Below are 24,655 nucleotides of genomic sequence, written 5' to 3'. Positions count from 1 at the left end.
TCTCTATTCAAATAATGTAGTCAAAATGGAAGCATTTCCCAAAAGCACCAAGATTCCCATCACGATAATGAGGAAACCACCTACTTTTTTGAGGGTTCCGAGATAAGGATGGAGTTTTCGGAAATGTTTCAAAACATAGCTGGAGGCTAGAGCTAAAACCAAAAATGGTAGCGCTAGCCCCAGCGTATAGATTAACATGAGACCAGCTCCCTGCCAAGCACCTGAACCACCTGAAGCCGCCAAGGCCAAAACAGAGCCCAGAACTGGCCCCACACAAGGCGTCCAAGCAAAACTAAAGGTCAACCCCAGTAAAAATGCCTGACTATAGCCGTTACCCTTTTGCCCCTGTCTCTTTAATTGTAGCCTTCTTTCCTTGTAGAGTCCCTGAAAATGTAAGACTTCCATCTGGTGCAAGCCCAAAAGAATGATAACCGCACCCGTCACATACTGAAACCAAGAAGCATACAGCAAATTGCCTAAAAAACCAGCTCCATAGCCTAGTAAGATAAAAACAAAGGATATCCCTGCTATAAAGGCCAAAGTTCGCAATAAACTAACAAGTGAGATTGAAAATTTTCCACTAGAAGCCTGAGCACCATCTTTGTCATCCAACAAGACCCCTGCATAAACCGGTAACAAGGGTAAAATACAAGGAGAAAAGAAGGAAAGAATTCCAGCAAGAAAAACACTGATAAAAAAGATTATATTATCCATTGCCTTCCTCCATTCTTTGATTTGATAGGACTATTATAGCCCCAAAACTCCAGAAAAAACAGGGACAATGATAGGGAAAAATAGGGATTTAATCAGGTTATGTAAAAAATGTTACAAAAAAAGCCAGACACAGTCTGACTTTGATGGAAACTGAAAAGAAAATTCACTAGTCTTCCCTACTTACCTGATAATAAATAAGATCAGCAAGATAGCCTTTTCTCTCTACACCATTGGTAATAGTCTTGAGATAGGACATTCCAGCCTTCTCCATGACACGACCTGAAGCTGGATTAAGACTAGCATATCGTGCTCTGACATCTTGAAAACCTGCTTGAGTAAAACAAAAGTCCAAGACAGCTTTCAAAGCCTCTGTCATCATGCCATGACCCCAGTATTTCTTGCCTAGCACATAGCCAATTTCACAAGAAAAATCGTTCTCATCTATTGTAACGATGCTGATATCTCCTATCACCTGTTCCGGGTTTTCTTTGAGACAAATGGCCCATTTGTAATAGTTGGGATTGGCATAGGAGGCAACCCAATTGCGAATCGAATTTCGAGTCACCTCGACATCAGGATGAGGATCCCAAGTGACATAGGTTAGATTTTCAGCGGACGAAGCCCAATTCTGAAACATGGCTTCTGCATCACTTTCCACAAATCTTCGCAAGATTAAACGATCTGTCTGTAATATTTGCGTACTGATTGCTTTCATGACGCTACCTCGCTTTCTGATAGATGATTCTATGTCCAATCTCCATTGAAACTTGTTTTACTTTCTCGTTTCTAGACTCGGGGTTCAAGTTACCCCGACCTTTCTCGTTTTCTTATTTCTAAACTCGGGATAAAAAGATCCACTGGAGGTTATTCTTGCTCTCGAGTTTCAAGGCTCAAGCTAAAAAGGTCCACCGGACCTTCTCTCACTTTCTTATTTCAAGGTGAGAGGCTGAAAACCTCCACTGGAGGTTCCTCATTTTCTTATTTCTAAACTCGGGGTTAAAAGGTCCCCCGGACCTTTTTACTCCCAAAAATCATCAAATACGGTGATGGGTAGGTGGCGTTTGTGTTGGCCTTTGTGCCACCAGTTTTCAATGGTCGCTTGAGCTTCTGGGCTGATTGTTTTGCCTTCTAGGTAGTCGTCAATCTCTGCATAGGTGACTCCGAGGGCTACTTCGTCAGCTAGACCTGGTTTGTCTTCTTCTAGGTCTGCCGTTGGGATTTTTTCATAAAGGGCTGGGTCTGCACCAAGTTCCTTCAATAGTTGTTTTCCTTGACGTTTATTGAGGCGATAAAGAGGGAGAATATCCGCACCACCATCACCAAACTTGGTAAAGAAACCTGTGATATTTTCCGCAGCGTGGTCTGTTCCAATGACCGCTCCGCTATGGGAACCAGCAAGGGCATACTGAGCAATCATACGGCAACGTGCCTTGATATTCCCCTTGTTGAAGTCTGAGACAGGACTACCTGTCGCTTCAACTGCAGCTGTCATGGCATCTGCAGACTCCTTGATATTCACCACTAAACTGATATCTGGCTGAATGAAGGCTAGGGCTTTTTGAGCATCTGCTTCATCAGCTTGCACCCCATAAGGCAGGCGGACAGCGATAAATTTGTAGCTGTCATCTCCCGTTTCTGCTCGCAGTTCTTCCATGGCCAGTTGAGCCAAACGTCCTGCTAAGGTTGAGTCTTGTCCCCCAGAAATCCCTAGTACAAAGGTCTTTAGGAAGGGATGTTTTTTCAGGTATCTCTTTAAGAAATCAATAGAACGACGAATTTCTTCCTGGGCATCAATCACTGGTTTCACACCCAGCTCTTGGATAATCGTTTCTTGCAAACTCATTCTTCCTCTCCTTCACCGAGGGCTTCCTTGCGCATCTTGTCAATCAAGTCCATCTTGTCTTGCCATACATCACGCGCCAAATCTACTGGATAGTGTTGCGGATTGAGCACGCGCTTGTACTCATCCCAAAGCTTGTCAAATTCCTTACGAGCATAATCCTGAATCTCAGTTAAGCTAGGCAAGTTGTAAATCAATTTTCCGTCTTTGAAGATATCCACTAGGAGAGGAACAGCATCAAAATTACGAACCGTCTTCTTGATGTAGGTATAAGTCGGATGGAACATCTTGATTTCTGTCATGTCACTCACAGCAACACCATCATAAGTGATGTAGTCACCCTCTGACTTACCTTTTTCACGACTGGTAATGCGCCACACCTGCTTCTTACCTGGCGTAGACACTTTTTCAGCATTATTTGACAGCTTAATCGTATTGCGCATGTTCCCATTTTCATCTTCAATTGCAACAATCTTATAAACTGCCCCAAGAGCTGGCTGATCATAGGCTGTAATCAGCTTTGTACCCACGCCCCAGACATCAATCTTGGCCTTTTGCATCTTGAGGTTGAGGATGGTATTTTCATCTAGATCATTAGAAGCATAAATCTTAGCCTCGGTAAATCCAGCCTCGTCCAGTTGCTGACGGACTTTCTTAGAAATGTAGGCGATATCCCCAGAGTCAATCCGCACACCCATAAAGTTAATCCGATCACCCAGCTCACGCGCCACCTGAATGGCAGCTGGCACACCGATACGAAGGGTGTCATAGGTATCCACAAGAAAGACACAGTTCTTATGGGTCGTAGCGTAAGCCTTGAAGGCCTCATAGTCGTTACCATAAACCTGTACCAAGGCATGGGCATGAGTCCCCAAGACAGGAATGTCAAAGAGTTTACCTGCACGCACGTTGCTGGTTCCATTGGCACCACCAATCACCGCTGCGCGTGTTCCCCAGATAGCCGCATCCATTTCTTGCGCACGACGTGTTCCAAATTCCATCAAGGGCTCATCTTCAATGACTGAACGAATACGAGCTGCCTTGGTAGCGACCAAAGTCTGGTAGTTAACGATGTTCAAAAGAGCTGTTTCGACCAACTGACATTGGGCTAGAGGACCTTCCACCTGCACAATCGGCTCATTAGCAAAAACCAAGTCCCCTTCTTGGGCAGAACGAACGGTCAACTCCAACTTGAAATTGCGGAGATAGTCCAAGAATGACCCATGATAGCCCAGCGACTCCAAATAGGCAATATCGCTATCTGAAAAACGCAAGTCTTCAAGATAATTCACAATTCTTTCCAAACCTGCAAAAACTGCATAGCCATTTTTAAAAGGCTGTTGGCGGAAATAAACCTCAAAGACCGCCTTTTTATTGTGAATCCCTTGGTCAAAGTAAACCTGCATCATGTTAATCTGGTACAAGTCCGTGTGCAATGTCAAACTATCATCTGGATACATACTTTTCCTACTTCCTTAACTAGAAACCCATAAAAATTTTCAAAAACTTTCATGTATTCCAATAAATTAGTACTATTATATCACATTTAGCTGGATTGAGAAAAGAGTAACAAGCTATTCTCCACTCTCCAGTTCATCCATGTCTTGCTCAAATTTTTTCTGAGCCCATTCACCATAACTCTTCAGACCAAGATTGCCAATAAAGACCCAGGGAAGGTAAAAGACATATGTAATGACCCAAGCAGACAAGTATTTAAAGTTCAAAGGATTGTGCTGATAAATTTCGATATTGAATTGATAATTCTGCAACATCAAAAGAGCTGTAATCGCCAAGGTTAGAAAAAAACAACCCAAAATCGTAAAATGAAAACGACTATAATAGGTCACTCCCAGATAACGGGCACGATTAAAAAAGAAGAAAATTCCTACTATCAGTGTATACACTAGAAAATTCGGATTAAAAAGAGAGGGAGCTAATACAGCCACCAAATAGCTTAGAAGCACAAGCACAATAAAGAGGGAAAAGGATTCTGCCCCAGCTTTATTGATTAGTTGTTCTTCTCTTTCGTCAAGTAATTGATAATGAATGAATTTATTTACCATCTTCTTCCTCCCAAAATAGTTGGTCTAGGGTTTTCCCTAAACATCTGCAAATGGACTGGCAGAGGGAAAGACTAGGATTGTATTTCCCCGCCTCTATCAAACCAATAGTCTGGCGCGTCACCCCAACAGCCTCTGCCAGTTGACCTTGTGTTAAATCAAGCTCAACCCGAGCTAATTTTAATTTTAAATTTTTAACCACCTGCGTCCTCCTTATAGTTTTAATACTCATCTACTCTTAAAAAATCCAAAACTAACACAAGCTGTCAGCTATTTATTATAACCTCATTAATTAGCACTCCAATATTATCTTCAACCTAAAATCAGTATGTTGGATTGTTTGAAATAAACTTCCTAGTTTACTCTTTTATTTTTGTTTAGTATTAGCTTTAGTAGAATCTTTTAAACGAGTTTTTATTGCTTGTACTTCTTGTTTAGTTTAGTTGGTTTCATATTACTATTATATAATGCTTTTGGAAATGAGTCTAGTATAAGTCAAAAACGTGGTGAACAGCAAGAGAAGGAGCATACCAAGATGACTGATTTTTTGCTGGTTTTAAGTATGCAAAATAATACTAAACGAAACTAAAATGAATACTTCTTGCTTTTCTTGAGAGTGAAAAAGTACAATAAAATGATTGTAGTGATTACCACAAGATACTGACTAATAGACATCGTATTTGAAGCCACAAATACAGGTAAAGAATAAAAAGGAAGAAGTTCAATTGCTTTGATAAACAAATCATTACTAGTATTCATCATAATCGTATTTAATATATTAGGGATAAAGAGTAGTAAAGCAACTAAAATACCAAATATCAAGCCACTTTTCAATTTGTATAAATAGAAAATGTAAGATAATAGAAAATAAAATAGGACTAACAAAATTGTATTGACTACAATAGCTACTATAAAATCTAATCCTAAATCACCTGGAACACCCAATTTACATACGATGACTAGTAGCACAATGCCATTCAAAGCATAAATAATAGAAACTGAGATGGCATATAGAAAATTAGACAAGACGTAAATCATCCGATTTTTCTTTTGATTATAAAATAAACTGATCGTATTGTGGGAAAAATCCCTGCTAATAATTCGGTTAGCATGTATAACAGCCATTAACATACCGAGCATAGCATAGAAGTTTGAAATATGCTTAATACCAAGCGATGTCCCTTGAGTCTTTAGAATAAAGAATGTAACCAATATCGGCGGTATAAACGAGATAAGCAAACCGAGATATATTACGCCTGATGAATATAAATCTCTTATATTTTCCTTAAGAAAATTCAATTTATTTAATTTCATGATTATAACCTTCCTTTATTTTGAACGATTTAGATAAATATCTTTAAGCGTCTCTTTTTTAGTTTCAAAATCAACTACTTTAATAGAGTTTTCGTTAAAAAATTTAAAAAGCTCACTACTTTGAATATTCCCAGACATAGTAATTCTCAGTCCCTCTCCCTGAACAATATCCCCAAATTCTTGTTTGGTAATGAAAATGTCTCTATCTGTAGCTGATAAAAAAGCTATCTCAAACAAGCAATTATGACTATCTTTTCCTACTTTTTGAAATGTCAAAAGCCCGTTCTCCAAGAAAAGAACCCTCTCACAAATTTCTTCAATATCTTCTAATTTATGACTCGATATTAAAATTCCCACATTTTCATGTAAAGCTAAATTTTTTAGAACCGCTAAAACTATTTGTGATGATTCAATATCTAAACCATTAGTCGGTTCATCTAAAATCAATATATCAGGTTCCGTAACGAGAGTTAGAAGCAAAGCTAATTTTTGTTTTGTACCCAAAGAATAGGTCTTTACTTTTTTATTAATAGACTGAGTCAAATCTAACTCTTGGATCAAACTTCCAAATCTTTCTTGATTATAGTCAATACCATATAAATTTGACAAATATTTTAAATTCTCTAAACCTGTTTTAGATAAAAATAATTTTGGTTCTTCGATTAAATAGCCAACATTATCACTACTTATAATATTCCCTGAAGTCGGCTGATTATTCTGAACAAGAATTTTCATCAATGTACTCTTGCCAACTCCGTTTCTCCCTACTAGACCAACAATTTCACCCTTATTAAGTTCAAAATTTATATCTTTGAGAATGATTGAATGACCATAATGCTTACTTACATTTATAACTTCCATTTTGTAATTCCTCCATTAATATTCTCGGTTTTCTCTTTGATTCTCATTAATTTTAAAAAGTTGCGCCTCTTTTTAACATATTATATCATATATCTAACTTAATGCAATATATAAATGTCATTTTGTAAAATTTTATTAACAAAAAAACTCTCTATCATAAAATAATAGAGAGTTTTCTGCTTATTCAATTTTTTTCAAAACATCTACAGCATCGTAGGATTTCACATCTAATGTCTCAGCTGCGATTGTATTGTCCTCAATATCGTCTAGAAAGACACAATTTGTAGGATTTAACTGGTATTTATCGAGAATCCCCTTCATACTTATGTCAAGAACCACTCTTTGATTTATGCTTTCATATTCATCTTACAGTTTCTTTTGGTAATAATATCTTTGCCCAATGTAGGGATAGTCTTGTAAGGTAAAGACTTCCTTGTAGCCATGCCTTTTATAAAAATCTGGAGCTTGAAACTGGTAAGTATTGACAAAAGCAAAACGACAGTTTCGATTCTTAGCTTCAGTTTCTGCTTGTTGCAATAGTTTTGAACCGATTCCTTGCCCTCTCAGTTCCTCTTTTACAAATAAATACTCGATTTCTAGCCAATTTCCAAAAGTCTCTGCTATCAAACCTGCCAGGAGATTGCCCTTTTCATCTTCGACATAAAGATTAAGTGGCTCACTTTCAGCTTCTTCTCTTTTTGAACGGTTATAAACACGAATCAGATTCCCTATTTCTTGTGATTTATGGGATTCCTTATTTTCCAATCTAAAGTACATCCAAACCTCCTTGAAAACTGATACAGCTTGATTATAGTCTTATTTCAATAGACTGTCAAACTAGCAAAAACCCACCAACTTGAGTTGATGAGTTTCGAATCTATTTTCTAAATTTCCACTGGCTATAAATCCCAAAACCGATAATCCAGATAGCTGATCCGATTGCTCCGACAAATGTAGACTCTTGTAAAAAGAGGGTTACAAAGACAAAAGCAAAGAAGAGCATGGTTAAAGGATTTAGGAAACGATAATGGGGCATGAGGTAGCCATCCGCCATAAAGTCTGGTGACTTGCGGTATTTAAGGTGAGCCACCATAATCAAGATATAAATAGCGATATAGACACCTGATGATGATGCCGTAATCAAGGCAAAGGCATCCGAAACACCTGGCAAGACGTTGATAAAGGCTGCTAGGGCAATCAAAACTGCTGAAGCGATGATGGCATTTTGTGGCACATTGTGGCGAGAAAGAGTATCTGCCTTAATCGCCTTTAAGAATGGATTTGGTGAATCATGAGCAATCTGATACAAGTGACGCCCTGTTGAATAAAGGGTTGAGTTAAGAGCAGATGCTGCTGACGTCAAAACGACGAAGTTAATTAAGGCTGCTGCCCACTTGATACCGGCCAATTCAAATACTGTAACAAAGGGAGAATCAGCCGATGCAAGCTCACGCCAGGGAATGATAGCCATGATGGCTAAGAGGGCACCTCCATAGAAAAAGGCGATTCGTAGAGGAATTTCCTTAACGGCTTTTGGCAAGACCTGACGTGGATTTTTAGTTTCTGAAGTTGTTACCCCGATAAACTCAATCATGAGGTAAGCAAAGAACACCATCTGGAAGGCCATGACAAAGTTCACTCCACCGTTAGGGAAGAGGGAGAAATTGTCGGTGATATTGGCCAAACTTGCTACTCCATGAGGTGTCTTAAAGCCTGTCAAGACCATAAAGACTCCTGTTGCAATCATGGCTAAAATAGCCACAATCTTGACCATCGCAAACCAAAACTCAACTTCCCCAAAGAGCTTCACCGCAATCAGATTGACCAAGGCTAGAATGGTCAAAAATCCAATCTCAATCATCCAACTTGGCCAGCTAGGGAACCAGAACTGAACATAGTGAGAGATAGCTGTGATTTCCGCCATACCGATAAAGACAACGGATAGCCAGTAAGACCAAACTGAGAAATAGCCCCAGCCCTTACCCAAATGGCGCGTGATAAAGTTGATAAAGGTATGTTGCTCAGGGTCTTGGTAGAGCATTTCTCCAACCGCACGCATCATGAGGAACATGAAGGCCCCTGTAATCATATAAATCAGTACAATGGAAGGACCTGTTAGGCTGATAGAGCGCCCCGCTCCCAAAAAGAGTCCTGTTCCGATTGTTCCCGCAATGGCCATAACCTGCACGTGACGATTGGTCAGACCACGCTCCATCTTATTTTTTTTCTTCTTTGAACTCATATAGTCTCCAATTCAATTTAAAATGGAAAAAGGAGTGAGTGAAGCGCACAGCCTCCCCACTCCTTTTTTCTGTTTTTAGGCTGTTTTTTCAACCTTCAAGATTTTTACATCATAGCTACCAACAGGTGTTTCAATAGTTGCTGTGTCCCCTGTTTTCTTGCCAATCAAGGCTTGTCCAATTGGGCTTTCATTTGAAACTTTACCCGCAAAGGCATCTGCACCGGCTGAACCTACGATAATATAAACTTCTTCCTCGTCCTCACCAATTTCTTGGATAGTGACTGTTTTTCCAATCGCCACTTCATCATCGGCAACTGAGTCGCTATTGACGATTTCAGCATAACGGATTTTTGTTTCCAAGCTAGAGATTTGTCCTTCAACAAAGGCTTGTTCATCCTTAGCTGCTTCGTATTCACTGTTTTCTGAAAGGTCACCGTATGAACGAGCAATCTTTATGCGTTCTACCACTTCTGGTCGGCGGACCAATTTCAATTCTTCTAATTCTTTTTCAAGTTTTTCCTTTTCCGCTAGGGTCATAGGATATGTTTTTTCTGCCATTTTTCTCAACTTTCTTTCGATAGTATTGAATCTCTATCTGAGACTCTCATTGTTGTAGTCTTAGTTTGAACTACTATTTTGAGTAAGCTTGCTATTGACGTGTTCAGCTACATTACGATCATGCTCTTCCTGTGTCACTGCGTAATAGACTTTACCATCTGTAACATTGGCTACAAAGTATAGGTTCTCACTCTTTGTTTGGTTGATACTTGCTTCAATCGCGTCCTGACTTGGACTATCTACTGGACCAGGCATCAAACCAGGTTTTGTATAAACATTGTATGGTGAATTAATCGATGTATCAATTCCAGCATCGTCTGCTAGACTGATATTTTGGCCAAGTTTTCCTTGGGCATACAAGATTGCAATATTGCTTTGAAGTGGCATTCCAAGATTCAAGCGGTTGTAGAAAACACCTGCAATCAACTTACGATCTTCAGTCTTAGCACCTTCTTTTTCAACAAGTGAAGCAATTGTTAGCAATTCATTGACTGTCAAGTTTTTAGACTTAATTGCACTATAGTGTGGAGTCAAGGTCTTATCCATAGCTGCCAGCATCTCATCAATCAAACTTTCAATAGTTGTGCTTTCCTTGATAGAGTAGGTCGCTGGGAAAAGATAACCTTCCAAACGGTAACGAACTCCACTTTCTTTCGTTGGCAAGCTTTCGAGTAGGTTTGGATATTTAGCAACTTCTTGACTGATAAAGTTGTCATCTTGAACTTTAGCCAAAAAAGCTTCCGCTGTCAAAGGCTCTTTAAATTCACCTTGTAATTGGCCTACAGCTTGGGCGATTTGATCAATCGTATATCCCTCTGGAATCGTTAAATCTGCAAGTGAAGGTTCTTGAGGTTCAGGAGTACCACCTTTTTGGAGTTCCTTAATGATATCCTCTGTACTCATGCTCTTTTGCAAATTGTAATATCCAGCCTTCAAATCTGAATAATTTTTATATTTGGCATAGAAAGCAAAAATCACTCCGTGTTTAATCACACCAGAATTTTCAAGTGCTGAGCCAATCTCTTGGACATTGGCTCCTTCTGGGATTTGAACGGTTACATACTTCTTAGAATTAGCGTCAACTGGTAATAAAGATGACTGGACATACTGATAACCGAAGTAACCACCTGCCGAAATCAAGGCAAGGAAAATCAATAGAGAAATGAAGAAAGCTTTCAAATGTGATTTTTTCTTCTTAACAGGTTTAACTGTCTCACGACGACTACGACGTGGAGTTTCAGAAATCACGTCAACAGCTTCAGCTTCAACGACCGGTTCAGGTCTTGGCGCTTCTGCTTGTGTCTCTTTTGGTTCTTCGGTTCTATAAGAAACAGCTACTCTTGTTGGAGTTGTGTTCAAATCTCTTTCGGCCTTTTGTGGACGATTGACATCTGGTCCTGGAACCGGTCTTGATGGACTTGCTTCAGCTGGTGAAGCTGGAACATCTTGACTAGGGTGACTAGGAACGATTGGAGCTTCCTCTCTTAGTTCCTCCGCCGGTGATGCAGGCACATCTTCACTAGGATGCTGTGGAACACGTGGTGCATTCTCCATAATTTTTTCAACAGCTGATAGGGATGCATTCATCACTTCTTCATCAGCAATTTTTGTGTCAGGGACAGACAAAGCTGATTTTTTTTCATCAAGTTCAGCGGCCTCTTGACGAATCCCTTCATAACGTTTTACTTTTTCTAAATCACGTAAAATCTGCTCTTTAAAGCTTAATTTTTCGTCTTCTCTTGGCTTTTCACTCAAAAGTTTATCCTCCTCGTTGACAATCCATAATATTATATCTTAAAAACGAAAGAAAAGCAACTTAGCATGCTTTTCTAGCTTATTTTTTAGCTTCCCAGACCATATCATACCAGGTTTCTCCTGCAAAGGTTGACTGGGACTGGCCTTCATTGACAAATCCATGCTTTTCGTAGTAGGCGATGAGATAGTCATGACAGGTTAGGTTAATGCCTTCTCTTTCGTGTTCAAGCGCCAACTCTTTCAAGGCTGTGAGTAATTTTTGACCAAGTCCAAGTCCCTGTGCCTCCTTGGCAATAGAAAGACAGGTCACAGAGATATAACCACCAGACTCATGACTATGGTCTTCTATCTCCTCTGTAAAGGACTGGTCTTTCAGATGACGCTGGGGGCCAACTGGTCCTTCTATATACCCCATGATTCTGCCTTCTTTTTCTGCAACCAGAAACGAGGTCTGAATTTCTCGCAAATGTGCTTCAAAAACAGAGCGAGGAATGGCTTCTTCAATCGAGAAATTTTCTAGTTCAATCTCAACGATACGATCCAAATCTTCTAATCTTGCTTGTCTGATTTTCATTGTGCCTCCAGATAAAAGGGATTAAACCAAATCATACTAAAACCCTGGCTAGTTGCATAAAGCGAAGTTTCTTCATCAATAAAACCGTTCATTTCAAAATAGGATAGCAACTCATCAGGACTCTCCAAACGAATACCTTTGTACTCCAGCTCAACTGCCGCATCTTTCAAAGCCGCAAGAAGAAGCGTTCCCAAGCCCTGTCTCTGATGGTCAGCCTTGATAACCAAAGAATGTATTTCTAGACATTGCGGATTGTGTGGGTAAGGACCACCTAGAACATAGCCCAGAATCTGATTTTCATCCCTAGCTAGAAGAAAGGTATCCGCAGACTTACGGATACTTTCTTCTAAAATATGGGCAGGTTGCTGCTTTTCAGCTGGAAAAGATGAAGCCTGAAGTGCCACTACATCAGCCAAATCAGCCTTACTTGCCTGAATAATCTTAATTGGAATTTCCATGGTAGAATCCTATTGAACATTGCTTGTCAAGTTAGACAAGAGACGCTCAAATGAGTATTCATAGGTTTGAATGTCTCCTGCTCCCATAAAGACATAGACAGCATTGTCATGGTCTAGAAGTGGAGAAACATTTTCAACAGTGATTACTTGGTGTTTCTTGTTGATTTTATTAGCTAGGTCTTCTACCTTGACATCACCATGGTCTACCTCACGCGCAGATCCATAGATTTGTGCTAAGTAAACCGCATCCGCTTGATTCAAAGCGTGAGCAAATTCGTCCAACAAGGCAATGGTTCTTGTAAAAGTATGCGGTTGGAAGACTGCAACAATTTCCTTGCTTGGATATTTCTGACGAGCCGCATCCAAGGTTGCAATGATTTCTGTTGGATGGTGGGCAAAATCATCGATAATCACCGTGTCATTGACAATTTTTTCTGTGAAACGACGCTTAACACCGGCAAATGTTTTCAAGTGTTCACGCACCAAGTTCAAATCAAAGCCTGCTGTGTACAGCAATCCGATGACTGCTGTCGCATTCATGATATTGTGACGACCAAAGGTTGGGATGTGGAATTGTCCCAACTCTTGTCCACGGAAGTGAACAGTGAAGGTTGAACCAGTTGTAGAACGGAGAAGGTCGCTAGCTACAAAGTCATTTCCTTCAGCTTCAAAGCCATAATAATAGATTGGTGCATCAGACGTAATTTTACGTAATTCTGCATCTTCACCATAGACAAAGAGACCCTTAGTAATTTGTTTAGCATAGTCGTTAAAAGCATTGAAAACATCCTCTAGACTTGTGAAGTAGTCTGGATGGTCAAAGTCAATATTGGTGATGATAGAGTATTCTGGGTGGTAAGGCATGAAGTGACGCTCATATTCGTCAGATTCAAAGACAAAATACTTGGCATTGGCTGAACCACGACCTGTCCCGTCTCCAATCAAGAAGCTAGTATCTGTGATATGAGACAAGACATGAGATAACATACCTGTCGTTGAAGTTTTTCCATGCGCTCCAGCAACTCCCATGCTGACAAAATCACGCATAAAGCTACCTAGGAATTCATGGTAACGTTTGTAGCTGATGCCATTTTGATCCGCATAGGCAATTTCGACATTGTTATCTGGACGAAAGGCATTTCCAGCGATAATTTCCATATCTCCATCTAGATTCTTTTCATCAAAAGGAAGAATGGTAATTCCTGCCTGCTCAAGACCACGTTGAGTAAAGTAGTACTTTTCAACATCTGATCCCTGTACCTTATGCCCCATTTGGTGCAACATCAAGGCCAAGGCACTCATACCTGATCCCTTAATTCCGATAAAATGATATGTCTTTGACATGTTTTCTCCCCTATTCCGTAATTCTTGTCAGATTCAACTCTTGGGCAACCTGACGTTCTTGTTCTTTTTGTTGATTCTTTTTATTGTAGATTTGGCTCTTTTTCAGAAAATCATAGTTGTTTTTCTTTGGGCCTGCAGTTTCTGCTTGCTCAGTTTGAGTAGAAATATAGCTCACTTCTTCCGCCAAGATGTAATGAGACTGGGTCAGTTTTTGACTGTATTTGACAAATTCACCAGGATTTTCCTTTTGGAAAGGCGCTGTTGGTTGATTGCCCTGTCTAACAAGACTTGGCTGAGTATGGCGTCTTGTAGGAGGGATATCCTTAGTCAGATAGCTTGCTGAGCGTTTCTTTTTCAAGTCTGCACGCGCTTCTTCACGTGCTACCTCCGCATAGCTCTTTCCTTCTTTCTTAACCCCTAAACCAGCCTTTTTAGGTTTCTCTACCTGCTTTTCAATCGGTTTGACTGGTTTTTCTTCAGTAATAGGGGCCCACTCCAGATAATTCTTATCACGGTATTCTCCCTTGATATTACTGATAAAGTCAGATTCATCATAGAGGTCCATAACCGGCATTTCAGTCAGCATGACCTCATCATCTGACACCAATGGAAATCGTTCTTCTCTCATTTTCTATTTCCTTTCAACACTTCATTATAGCGTATTGTCTTGATTTTTCAAGTGCTGGCTTCAGAAATTCCCAAAATTTCTCTAATTTCTGCTAGGGTCAGACTGCCACGTGACTCTGTTCCATCCAATACTTGTGACACCAGATGTTTCTTTTGTTCTTGGAGTTCCTGAATTTTTTCTTCAATGGTTCCCCTAGTCACCAAACGATAAACCTCAACCTTTTCTTCCTGACCCATCCGATGGGCACGGCCAATAGCTTGCGCTTCCACCGCAGGATTCCACCAAAGGTCAACCAATATAACCGTATCAGCACCTGTCAGGTTCAGACCGACACCACCAGCCTTGAGGGAAATCAGAAATGCATCTCTTTCCCCTTGGTTAAAGGCTTTGGTCATGTCTTGTCTTTCCTTGGCTGGGGTTGAACCCGTAATTTTAAAGGATGTCATGCCCAAGTCTGGCAGTTCTTGTTCTATTTTCTCCAACATTCCCTTGAACTGAGAGAAAATCAAGACACGGTGTCCGCCGTCTGCCACCTGTACCAGCAGGTCTCGGAGACTATCCAGTTTGCCACTGGCTCCCTGATAATCCTCCATAAAGAGGGCAGGCGTATCACAGATTTGACGCAAGCGCATCAAACCAGATAAAATTTCCACACGACTTCGCTGAAATTCCTGATCTGAAACTTGAGCCAGACGGTCCCGCATCTGTTGCAACTGAGCTAGATAGATAGCCTTTTGCTGGTCTTCCAGTTCATTCTTATAAACTACTTCAATCAAGTCTGGCAATTCTGTCAAAACTTCTTCTTTCTTGCGCCGCATGACGAAAGGTTTGATAAACTGAGCAACGCGCTCAGCTGGTAATTTCATAAATTCTTTCTTGCTTGGCAAAAGTCCCGGCATGACGATTTGGAAAATAGACCACAACTCACCCAGATGGTTTTCAATAGGAGTTCCGGACAAAGCAAAAACTGACGGCACCACAAATTGTCTCAAGGTCTGGGCAATCTTAGTCTGGGCGTTTTTCATGACCTGAGCTTCATCTAAGAAAAGAAAGTCAAAGGACATCCCCTGATAAAAATCACTGTCCTGACGGAAGGTAGCATAGCTCGTCACATAGATTTGATGGCTCTCAGCAAGAATCTCTTCACGACTAGCTTTCAAGCCATGAACAACAGCCACATCCAACTGTGGAGCAAATTTCTGAAATTCATCTGCCCAGTTGTAAATCAAACCTGACGGAGCTAAAATCAAAACCCGACTTTCTTTTGTCACTTGACTAGTCAAAAAAGCAATGGTCTGCAGAGTTTTCCCAAGTCCCATATCATCAGCCAAAATCCCACCAAAACCATAATAATGGAGCATTTGCAACCAGCCGATTCCCTTTTCCTGATAATCTCGCAGATCAGCCTGAACCTGAGTTGCTTGTCTAGGGAAGTCCTCTGGATGCGTCAAATCGTAGGCCAAATTCTGGAATTCTTGTGAAAAAGAAACACGGTCTCGCCCTTCAAAAAGATAAGCTAAACTATAAGCCAAAGATTTTCGAGCCTGCAAGGCCCCATCTTTTAACTCAAATTGCCCCAGTTCCTGTAGATTTTGTCGAATTTTCTTGGTTTCTTCATCGAAAAAGTAGACCTGATTGGACGAATCAATGTAAAAATTTTGATTGGCAACCAAGGCCTGCATGGCTTGGTCAATTTCCTCTTGGGCGATATCTTGAAAATCAAACTGGATTTCCAAGAGACCTCCCTTGGAAGCAATCTGCACTTTAGGGCTTGCTAGGTTATAGAGTTCTTCTAGCTTGTCTGATAGGTCAACATTTCCGAGTTTTTCAAAGACTGGAATGATTTCATGGAAGAAATGATAGACAGACTCTGCTTTTAAGGCCTGACGCCAAGATTGAAAGTCTGCTTCAAATCCCGCTGCCAAACAGATTTGAAAAACTCTTTCTTCTAAGTCAGCATCACTCGAAAATGGTAATTCTTCTAACTCTTGTCGGCTAGATATCTGCTTATCTCCATAATCAAACTGAATCTCTAAACGAATCCGATTATCCTCTTCCCTGTCAAAGTAAAAAGAGGGCTCAAAAGTTTTGATATGTAGACGTTCTGGAGCTGAAACGGTCCCCATCTGGCTAAAAAGAGTTAAACAGGAAGCCAACTTATCGCGGTCACTACTATCAAATTGCAGGTATTTCTTTCCTTGTTGATCCAAAGGCAACGCTTTGATTTCCTTGAGAAGACGTATCTGCTGCTCTGTTAGAAAATAAACCTGACCTTTATGGAAAAGTACTGCTCCCTGATAAAAGACATTGACCCTATGACTCTCACTGATTTCCATTTCAAAATAACCCAAGTATTCTGTTACTGTAAAGGCAAATAGATTGGCATCCGCATATAAATCTTGAAAAAGCAGGGTTTGGTAACTATCCACTTGATGGTCAAATTGAAAATGAGGCAAGGTCATCAGTAAATTCACACCCTGCTCAAAAAAAGTCAGAGGGAAAAAGAGATGCCGACCCTGGTTTTGGAAAAAGAGGTCTGGAGCCTGTCCTTCCTCCATCAGTCCACGCAAGAAAGTCAGAAGTTCTTGGCTGGCTTCATCAAAGGCTTCCCAAGACAGAGACTCCTCATAGGTCTTACCAATCATATAAGGTTTTCTCTTCTCGACGACTCTTAAAAAGAGTGGAATATCCCGAATGACATAGTATTTTTGACTATTGATTTGCCCGATTCTCAGGGTCCACAAGATATGGTTGCTTCCTGCTTCCACTTGCCCCACAGCCGACAACTCATAGGCTCGGTCTGATTTTGGAGATAAGATTCGTTCTAAAAATTTTCCACCCAAGGTCACCTTGGTTTCAACGGCTTCTTTTTCCTCATGACCTTCTTCCAGACTCTGCAAGATTTCCTGACCACGCTCATCATTTTTCAGAAAATGTTCCAGAGCTGCCAAATGCACACAGTAGCCCCTCTTTTGGAAAAAATCGCAGGCACAAAAAACCAAATCATCCTCTAAACTATAGCGCAGTTCTTCTTCTGCAACGCGAGCGTAGAGCCGATTGTTCTTTTCCTTGATAATGTCAACCTTACCAGTTTCATAAAGGGCAACGCCTTCGATACGGACTTTCCCCGGAATCAATTTAGCCATATTTTTACCTTTACCTTATCTTTTTATTATACCATATTTTCCCCTATGAAAATAGCCTTCTAGGAAGACTTTTCTCCTAGAAGGCTGGATTTTTAACGTTTGGCAAAAGTCGTCACAATTCGCTGACACACTTCTTGCAGCAGGGATTTAGGCATAGCTACATTGAGGCGGGCATGGAGACTTCCTTCCTCTCCAAAATCCAAACCACGGTTGAGGATGACCTTAGCTTCATTTCTCAACAGCTCTTGCAATGTTTCATCAGTCAGGTCATAGGCTGAAAAATCAAGCCAAATCAAGTAGGTTCCTTGCGGTTTCATAACCTTGATTTTAGTTTCTTTTTCAAATAGATCGACCACATAGTTGATGTGTTCTTCAAAGACTTGCTTGAGCTCCTCTAGCCAATCCTTCCCATAGCGATAAGCAGCTTCTGTCGCCAAATAGCCCAAGCCTGAAATTTCATGCTGGTTATTGGCCAACTGGCGTTTCTGGTAAGCCACTCGCAACTTAGGATTTTCAATAACTGCGTATGAATTTTTTGTTCCAGCGATGTTAAAGGTTTTAGTGGCACTACTCAAGACGATAGCAAATTCTTTAAAGTCAGGATTGATGGTATTGAAGGAATGATGCTTGTGACCAAAGAGGGCTAAATCTTGGTGAATCTCATCTGAAACCAACAAAACACCGTGTTTTTGGCAGAGTTGGCCAATCTTCTCCAACACTTCCTTTTCCCAAACACGTCCACCAGGATTGTGAGGGTTGCAAAGAATATAGAGTTTGACCTCTTCTTCCACCAAATCCTTCTCCAGTTGGTCAAAGTCAATCTCAAACAGACCATCCTTTTCCACCAAAGAATTGGTAATCAATCTGCGATTGTTCAACTTGACGCTACGGGCAAAAGGTGAGTAGACAGGTGTGTTAATCAAAACCGCCTCGCCTTCTTTCGTAAAGGCTTGAATAGCTGTTGAGATGGCCGGCACCACACCCTCGATAAAGACAAGAGCCTCTTTGTCAAAGTGATAACCGTGTTGTGTAGCTTCCCACTTTTGAACTTCGTGAATTAATTCTTCACTGGCATAGGTATAGCCATAAACCAGTTGATCAGCGTAAGTTTGCACGGCTTGGCGGATTTCAGGCAAGACCACAAAGTCCATATCCGCTATCCAAGCTGGTAGGACTTCACTATCCGTTTCTGCTTCTTTCCATTTATAAGTATGGTGCCCTAAACGATTGGGCAGGCTTGTAAAATCATATTTCCTCATCTTTGTCTTATCCTTCCAAGGCTTGGCGCAAATCTGCAATCAAATCTCTAGCATCCTCAATCCCAATCGACAAACGCAAGAGGTCATCTGTCAAACCATAAGAATGGCGCACTTCTGCTGGAATATCAGCGTGAGTTTGCGTCGTTGGATAAGTAATGAGACTTTCCACTCCACCCAAACTTTCAGCAAAAGAGAAGACCTTGAGGCTGTTCAAGATATGTGGAATGCGTGTTTCATCGGCTATTTTAAAGGAAATCATACCTCCACGACCAGTATAGAGAACTTCCTTGACTGCTGGAGAATCCTTCAAAAAGGCAACCACTTCTTGGGCGTTAGCTGTTGAGCGCTCCATACGAAGAGACAAGGTCTTGAGACCACGAATCAATTGATAGCTGTCAAACGGTGACAAGACTGCCCCTGTCGTATTGAGATTGTAAAAAAGCTTCTCGTATAGTTCTAAACTATTGGTCACAACCACTCCAGCCAAGACATCATTGTGACCTGCTAGATACTTGGTTGCTGAATGAAGGACGATATCGGCTCCATCTTCAATTGGACGTTGGTAGATAGGACTGTAGAAAGTGTTGTCCACCACCACTTTGGCACCCTTAGCATGAGCTAATTTTGCCAGTTTTTCGATATCAAATTCCAACATCAAGGGGTTGGTTGGGGTTTCGATATAGAGAACATCCACGTCCTTTTCTAACTCGGCAATCAACTCTTCTTCTGTATTGGCATAGGTAAAATGGAAACGGCCTTCCTGCTCCACTTGATTGAACCAGCGGAAAGAACCACCGTAAAGGTCACGGACAGCCAAGACCTTACTTCCTACTGGGAAGATACTAAAGGCCAGTACAATAGCTGACATCCCTGAGCTAGTCGCTAGGGCATAGTCTGCGGACTCAATAGCCGCCAAGACTTCTTCTGCCTTACTGCGAGTTGGGTTTTTTGTACGCGTATAGTCAAATCCAGTAGATTGACCAAACTCTGGATGCTGATAAGTCGTTGAAAAATGAAGCGGTGTCACCAATGCACCTGTCGCTTCATCTGACTTAATACCCGCCTGGGCCAAAATTGTGTTAATGTGTAATTCCTTGCTCATACAATTCCTCCAAATCTATAGTAACTATTGTACCACTTATTTTCATCAACTCATTTTCTTCTTTTCAAGAGCTAGCTATAGTTTCAAACTATAGACTTATCGAGTAAAGCTAAAAAGAATCCAGAAAAGCTTCCAGATTCTTTTGTGAAAATGATTGCTGGGGCTTACTTAGACTGAAAGAAATCCTGTTGGGCTAAATAGTCATAATGGTCTTTATTAAATTGATATTGGCCCACATGCTGACTAACCTGACCGACATCCACGGAAAAAATATAGACTTCATTTTGATAGTTCCAATTCAGCCTAACTGTATTCAAGACTAGCTTATAAGTAAAATCTTTGACTTGATTCCAAGGCATCTCTACGACTTGATTAGAACGATTTTCAGTTACATCACTGATGTCCATCAAGTAGATTCCCTTAGGTGTGAATGCCAGAATCTTAGGCTTCACACTCGACTGAACATAGTAAGTCCCTCCTATAATGAAGAAATCAATAAAGGATTTCAACCATGTCTTTTTCTTAAAAGCCATCAGAAAATTCTTTTGCCCTTCAATGTGGCAAGTTGAGAGAAATGATTCAATCTGTTTTTCTGTTGCAAACTCCATAATAGCGCCCATGATGTTACCTCCATAACGATTAGTAAACAGGCAGATAAGAACTCTTCACATAAAGAAGAACTTATCATTTGTTGCATTTTATCTTACTTTTTCAGTAGACGGCATCCCTCCTATAAAATCATCCTAGCATGTGCATACTTCAGTTAACACTGGGTAGATTTTCGAAAATAGTTTCTCACGTTTTTGTTATATTCATTATATCATAAATTTAACAAACCAATTAAAAAATGTAAGCACTTTTCTTCCAAATTTGCCATCATTCTATTAAAAAACGACAGTTTCCTTCGAAACCATCGTTTTTCTTGAAAAATCCTTATTTGACATGTTTTGCCAATTCTTCTTGAGCTTTTTTATTGGATTCTTCTTTTTCTTTCAACCATTTTTCTTTGGCTTTTTCATATTCGTCTTTTGTGACTGTCTTATCTTGTAATTTGAGGTATTTATAGGATTCAACCCCTTTATTACCAGCCAATGAATATGGTGTTGAGAAAGGAACAATTTTTCTCAACGTTGGTGTTCCACCCAGTGAAACGTTTGGAATTGCTAGAGAGCTATCTACCAACCAAGCTTGGGCATCTGCATATTTTTCATAACGTTTAGCTGGATCTTGTTCCTTATTAGCTTCTTCCAACATTTGAGTATAGACATCCAGCCCAACAGCCTTAGCCTTGTCATTGGCTTCACCTGGCTCTATACCTAGATTTTGCATCAAACCACCAGAATTAACGTTAAAGACGTCAAGATAGGTTGAAGGATCTTGATAGTCTGCAGTCCAACCACCATTGTAAAGATCATAATCCTTCTGAGCTGCAGTTTGAGCAAGATAACCTGAACTATCATAGTCCTCTGTAGAAAGTTGATGAACATCAATCACAACATTATCTGCACCTAAGACAGATTCTATTGATTGCTTCATGGAATTGATTCCTTGAATTTCAGCCTTATTAGCCAAATCTATAGTTTTATCTAAGTGTATAGGGAATTGGACTCCTTTGGCTTGGAGTTCTTTCTTAGCTTCAGCAAATTTAGCCTTGGCTTTTTCTGGATTGTAGTATGGATCTTGGGCATCTGCAAAGTTGATTCCTTGCCATTCCTTGCCATAGTTGACTATCTTAGAGGCTACTACTTCACCAAAGTCTTTGCCATTGATACTTACGAAGTTTGGAGGAACGACGAGGTTACGCAAAATCTTAGTTGCCCCCTCTTCTCCTTGAGATTGGGCCCCGTAAGCTGTACGGTCATAGGCAAAATTAATGGCTTGACGGAAGTTCTTGTTAAGAACCGCTTCTTGAGTCGATTTCTTTTCAGCATCACTTGTCTTGGAAGTGAATTTATAAGATTTCCTATCCAAGTTGAAGTTTAAGAAGTAAGATGTAGCATCTTGCATGCTATAGATGATATTGTCCTTATTCTTTTCTTTAATTCCTTCAAAACTTGAACTGTTCGGATAGAGACGAGCATAGCTATAAACACCTTCGGTAAAATTACGTGCTAACGCATCTTGGTCACTACCATCAAAATAAGTCAATTTGACATCATCTACAAAGACATTTTTAGCATCCCAGTAGTTAGGATTTTTCTTGTATTCGATGACTGATTTTGAAACAAAGGATTTCATCAAGAACGGTCCATTGTACAAAATGCTAGATGGCTCTACCTTCCCAAAATCATCCCCTTTTGATTTCAAGAAATCTGCATTGACTGGGAAGAGAATAGTTGAGGTTGTTTTTGAGTTCCAGTAAGGTTCTGGTCGTGCCAAGGTATATTGAACGGTTTGGTCATCAAGAGCCTTGACTCCGACAGTTGAAAAGTCGCTTGTTTTACCAGTGATATAGTCATCCAAACCTGCAACGGATTCTTGCACTAAGTACAAGGCTTCTGATTTTTTATCAGCTGCATATTTCAAACCAGTGACAAAATCTTGGGCAGTTACAGGAGCATATTCTTCTCCATCTGCAGTATACCATTTAGCATCCTTACGAAGTTTGTAGGTATAGGTCAAACCGTCTTGAGAAACACTCCAATCCTCTGCCAAAGATGGAATATAGTTTCCATACTGGTCATTTTCCATGAGACCATCTACCAGATTGGTCACAATATCAGTAGTTGTTGCACGATTTTCTGCTAGATAGTTCAAACTAGATGGATCACTTGAGTAAACATAATTGTATGTTTTTGATGCTGTGCTAGAATTTCCACAGGCACTTAACAAAATACCTGCACTTAACACGACACCCGCAAGTGTTGCATACTTGGCCTTAGACTTTTTCATCTCCAGAACCTCCTGATTTAAATATTTGTCTTATTATACATTACAGGTTTTATTTAGTCAATAGTTTTTTAAGTAAAATTTAAGAAAAATTAAATTACTATCTACAAATTATAAAAAATATAATACAAATTAATAAAAAAGAGAATAATCTAAGCATTTCATGATAGAAATGTTCAAATTATCCCTTTTATTTATAAATATTTTTTAAGTTAACTTTAATTTGATTCGTAAGCGGTCTGCTTGAGCTTTTCCAATCACCTTATCCAACAAACGGGTACGGAGACTCATAACTCCATAAACACCTCCACCCATGGCACCGACCAGTGCTACATATAGGAAACTCCACAAACGTCCACTTGGTTGGAAGACAAATCCTAAAATCCACTGCAATGTCCCAACTACTAGAAACATGAAAAGAGTTAACAAACTGATTAAAATGGTTCGTTTCAAAATCACCTTGCGCTTAACACCAGTTACCTTGCAAATGTCCCGATACATCAAAACATTAGGAATAATGAGGCCGATGGTTGTGGAAATCAAAGGTCCATAACTGTGAAAGAGAGCAATGGTTGGCAGTTGTAAAACCAGCTTGGCAATGGAACCATAGATAAAATAGAGAACGGCCTTGCGGTTGCGGAACATGGCTTGAAGCATTGGAGACAAAACCATGTACAAGCCTAAAATAGTAGACTGCAAAACTGCAAAGACAAACAAGCCCATAGCCAAACTATCTGGCTTGCCATAGAAGACAGTATAGAGAGGTTCTCCTACCATAACCACTCCAACCGTTGCTGGCAGTAGGAATAAGAAAAGCATGGTAATACTGTCCTGAACGAGACGAGAAGCTGCTCTCAAATCCCCCTTGACATAGTTTTCCGTCAAGAGTGGCAAGCCTACACTACCAATTGAAACCCCAACAGAAATCAAAATCATAGTAATTTTATTAGGATTGGCTGAGAAATAAGAAAACATGACAACCAAGTCTTCATTACTATAGTTGGTAAACCAACTCATACTATTGATAAAGGTCATCTGGTCCAAAATCTGGAAAAGTTGGATGGCAGAGCCTGTCAAGATAAAAGGAATAGCTTCCTTAATGGTATCGACCAAGAGACGCTTGCTATTAATCTTATCTCCTGTTTCAAGAACTCTTTTTAGTAAACCTTCTTTTGCAAGGAAATAAATCAAAACTGCAAAACTGGCTACCATGCCGACAAAGGCAGCAAAGGTTGATTGGGTAACCGCTGCTAGATAATCTCCTGAACCCATTTTCATAATCATGAAGGTAGCTAGAAGCATCCAGATAACACGAATGACCTGCTCAGCGATTTGACTCATGGCATAAGGTTTGAGATTATTCATCCCTTGGAAGAAGCCTCGGATCACACTCATAGAAGGGAAAATCAAGACCGCCCAAGCCAAGCTCTGCATGATTGGGATCAAGTCTTTACCCACACCCGACAAGTCTGCTAACCAAGGAGCAAAGACATACAAGACTAAAGCAAAGACCAGACCTAGTCCCGTCATAAAGCCTAAAAAGCTCCGAATCAGTGCAAAGCTGTGCTCTTCTTCTCGCATGGTATTGTACTTAGCCACTTGCTTGGCCACCGCAACTGGAATCCCCGCTGTTGAAACCAGCAAGAACCAGGCATAGATATTGTAACCCATGGTAAAGAGACCATTGGCCGTAGCTGCATAAGACCCCATCCAGATATACCAGGGGATAATATAAATAGCCCCAAGCAGGCGACTGATAAAGTTACTAGCCGTTAACCAAGCAGTCCCCCGTAACATCTGGGCCTGCTGGTGATTGTTTTCGTTAGACATAGATTCCTCATTTTATTTTAATCACTAGGAAAAATTCCTCACCTTCCATTATAAACTTTTCCTTGTCACTTGTAAATTTAC

23 protein-coding genes are annotated in these 24,655 nt (G+C 40.3%); all 23 read right to left on the bottom strand.

Going from position 1 to position 24,655, the window contains the following annotated elements:
* Window positions 1-3: 3 nt before the first annotated feature.
* A complete protein-coding gene (ccdA2, locus tag N8M16_RS08415) occupies window positions 4-714 on the bottom strand; it encodes a thiol-disulfide oxidoreductase-associated membrane protein CcdA2 (RefSeq protein WP_084928088.1) in 711 nt (236 codons plus the stop codon).
* 166 nt (window positions 715-880) lie between these two features.
* The gene (locus tag N8M16_RS08410) at window positions 881-1,429 is read right to left on the bottom strand and encodes a GNAT family N-acetyltransferase (RefSeq protein ID WP_261069990.1); all 549 of its coding nucleotides are present in this window, start codon (window positions 1,427-1,429) and stop codon (window positions 881-883) included.
* 303 nt (window positions 1,430-1,732) lie between these two features.
* The gene (gene nadE, locus N8M16_RS08405; protein WP_045612028.1) at window positions 1,733-2,557 is read right to left on the bottom strand and encodes an ammonia-dependent NAD(+) synthetase; all 825 of its coding nucleotides are present in this window, start codon (window positions 2,555-2,557) and stop codon (window positions 1,733-1,735) included.
* Window positions 2,554-4,014 (bottom strand): nicotinate phosphoribosyltransferase, encoded by a 1,461-nt coding sequence (locus N8M16_RS08400; RefSeq protein ID WP_261069989.1) that lies wholly within the window; start codon window positions 4,012-4,014, stop codon window positions 2,554-2,556. Before N8M16_RS08400 ends, nadE begins: the two co-directional genes overlap by 4 nt.
* A gap of 114 nt (window positions 4,015-4,128) precedes the next feature.
* Window positions 4,129-4,617, bottom strand: coding sequence for a DUF6773 family protein (locus tag N8M16_RS08395; RefSeq protein WP_261069988.1), 489 nt, complete (start codon window positions 4,615-4,617; stop codon window positions 4,129-4,131).
* On the bottom strand, window positions 4,607-4,816 hold the full coding sequence (locus tag N8M16_RS08390; RefSeq protein ID WP_261069987.1) for a helix-turn-helix transcriptional regulator: 210 nt from the start codon (window positions 4,814-4,816) through the stop codon (window positions 4,607-4,609). Before N8M16_RS08390 ends, N8M16_RS08395 begins: the two co-directional genes overlap by 11 nt.
* Before the next feature lie 383 nt (window positions 4,817-5,199).
* Window positions 5,200-5,928: a hypothetical protein gene (locus N8M16_RS08385; protein ID WP_261069986.1), complete on the bottom strand. Its 729-nt coding sequence runs from the start codon at window positions 5,926-5,928 to the stop codon at window positions 5,200-5,202.
* Window positions 5,929-5,943: 15 nt separating this feature from the next.
* Window positions 5,944-6,789, bottom strand: a complete 846-nt coding sequence (locus N8M16_RS08380) for an ABC transporter ATP-binding protein (RefSeq protein ID WP_261069985.1) — start codon at window positions 6,787-6,789, stop codon at window positions 5,944-5,946.
* Between the two features lie 180 nt (window positions 6,790-6,969).
* On the bottom strand, window positions 6,970-7,110 hold the full coding sequence (locus N8M16_RS08375) for an HAD family hydrolase (RefSeq protein ID WP_261069984.1): 141 nt from the start codon (window positions 7,108-7,110) through the stop codon (window positions 6,970-6,972).
* A gap of 45 nt (window positions 7,111-7,155) precedes the next feature.
* Entirely contained in the window at window positions 7,156-7,566 is a 411-nt protein-coding gene (locus tag N8M16_RS08370; RefSeq protein WP_261069983.1) for a GNAT family N-acetyltransferase, read from the bottom strand.
* A 100-nt stretch (window positions 7,567-7,666) separates the two neighbouring features.
* Window positions 7,667-9,031, bottom strand: a complete 1,365-nt coding sequence (locus N8M16_RS08365; RefSeq protein WP_180947989.1) for an amino acid permease — start codon at window positions 9,029-9,031, stop codon at window positions 7,667-7,669.
* A 75-nt stretch (window positions 9,032-9,106) separates the two neighbouring features.
* A complete protein-coding gene (gene greA / locus N8M16_RS08360; RefSeq protein WP_000818748.1) occupies window positions 9,107-9,589 on the bottom strand; it encodes a transcription elongation factor GreA in 483 nt (160 codons plus the stop codon).
* Between the two features lie 60 nt (window positions 9,590-9,649).
* Complete coding sequence (gene mltG, locus N8M16_RS08355) at window positions 9,650-11,344, bottom strand: endolytic transglycosylase MltG (RefSeq protein WP_049547133.1); 1,695 nt, start codon at window positions 11,342-11,344, stop codon at window positions 9,650-9,652.
* Between the two features lie 79 nt (window positions 11,345-11,423).
* Window positions 11,424-11,918, bottom strand: coding sequence for a GNAT family N-acetyltransferase (locus N8M16_RS08350; RefSeq protein WP_049502113.1), 495 nt, complete (start codon window positions 11,916-11,918; stop codon window positions 11,424-11,426).
* Window positions 11,915-12,376: a GNAT family N-acetyltransferase gene (locus tag N8M16_RS08345; protein ID WP_261069982.1), complete on the bottom strand. Its 462-nt coding sequence runs from the start codon at window positions 12,374-12,376 to the stop codon at window positions 11,915-11,917. The genes N8M16_RS08350 and N8M16_RS08345 overlap by 4 nt, the downstream gene beginning before the upstream one ends.
* 9 nt (window positions 12,377-12,385) lie before the next feature.
* A complete protein-coding gene (gene murC, locus N8M16_RS08340) occupies window positions 12,386-13,720 on the bottom strand; it encodes a UDP-N-acetylmuramate--L-alanine ligase (RefSeq protein ID WP_004269775.1) in 1,335 nt (444 codons plus the stop codon).
* Between the two features lie 10 nt (window positions 13,721-13,730).
* Window positions 13,731-14,348: a divisome accessory protein ZapJ gene (locus N8M16_RS08335; RefSeq protein WP_261069981.1), complete on the bottom strand. Its 618-nt coding sequence runs from the start codon at window positions 14,346-14,348 to the stop codon at window positions 13,731-13,733.
* Between the two features lie 47 nt (window positions 14,349-14,395).
* On the bottom strand, window positions 14,396-17,494 hold the full coding sequence (locus tag N8M16_RS08330) for a pilus expression-regulating Snf2 family helicase (protein ID WP_261069980.1): 3,099 nt from the start codon (window positions 17,492-17,494) through the stop codon (window positions 14,396-14,398).
* A gap of 92 nt (window positions 17,495-17,586) precedes the next feature.
* Window positions 17,587-18,753 (bottom strand): MalY/PatB family protein, encoded by a 1,167-nt coding sequence (locus N8M16_RS08325; protein WP_261069979.1) that lies wholly within the window; start codon window positions 18,751-18,753, stop codon window positions 17,587-17,589.
* A gap of 7 nt (window positions 18,754-18,760) precedes the next feature.
* Window positions 18,761-19,855, bottom strand: coding sequence for a cystathionine gamma-synthase (locus tag N8M16_RS08320; RefSeq protein ID WP_261069978.1), 1,095 nt, complete (start codon window positions 19,853-19,855; stop codon window positions 18,761-18,763).
* Window positions 19,856-20,019: 164 nt separating this feature from the next.
* Window positions 20,020-20,475, bottom strand: a complete 456-nt coding sequence (locus N8M16_RS08315; protein ID WP_261069977.1) for a hypothetical protein — start codon at window positions 20,473-20,475, stop codon at window positions 20,020-20,022.
* Window positions 20,476-20,788: 313 nt separating this feature from the next.
* Complete coding sequence (locus tag N8M16_RS08310) at window positions 20,789-22,747, bottom strand: peptide ABC transporter substrate-binding protein (protein WP_261069976.1); 1,959 nt, start codon at window positions 22,745-22,747, stop codon at window positions 20,789-20,791.
* A gap of 204 nt (window positions 22,748-22,951) precedes the next feature.
* Window positions 22,952-24,574: a putative polysaccharide biosynthesis protein gene (locus N8M16_RS08305; RefSeq protein WP_261069975.1), complete on the bottom strand. Its 1,623-nt coding sequence runs from the start codon at window positions 24,572-24,574 to the stop codon at window positions 22,952-22,954.
* Window positions 24,575-24,655 lie beyond the last annotated feature (81 nt).

This window comes from Streptococcus mitis (assembly GCF_946188375.1).
GTDB lineage: Bacteria > Bacillota > Bacilli > Lactobacillales > Streptococcaceae > Streptococcus > Streptococcus mitis_CX.
Note: the sequence above shows the minus strand (reverse complement) of the source record. Positions and strands in the feature narration are given on the sequence as shown.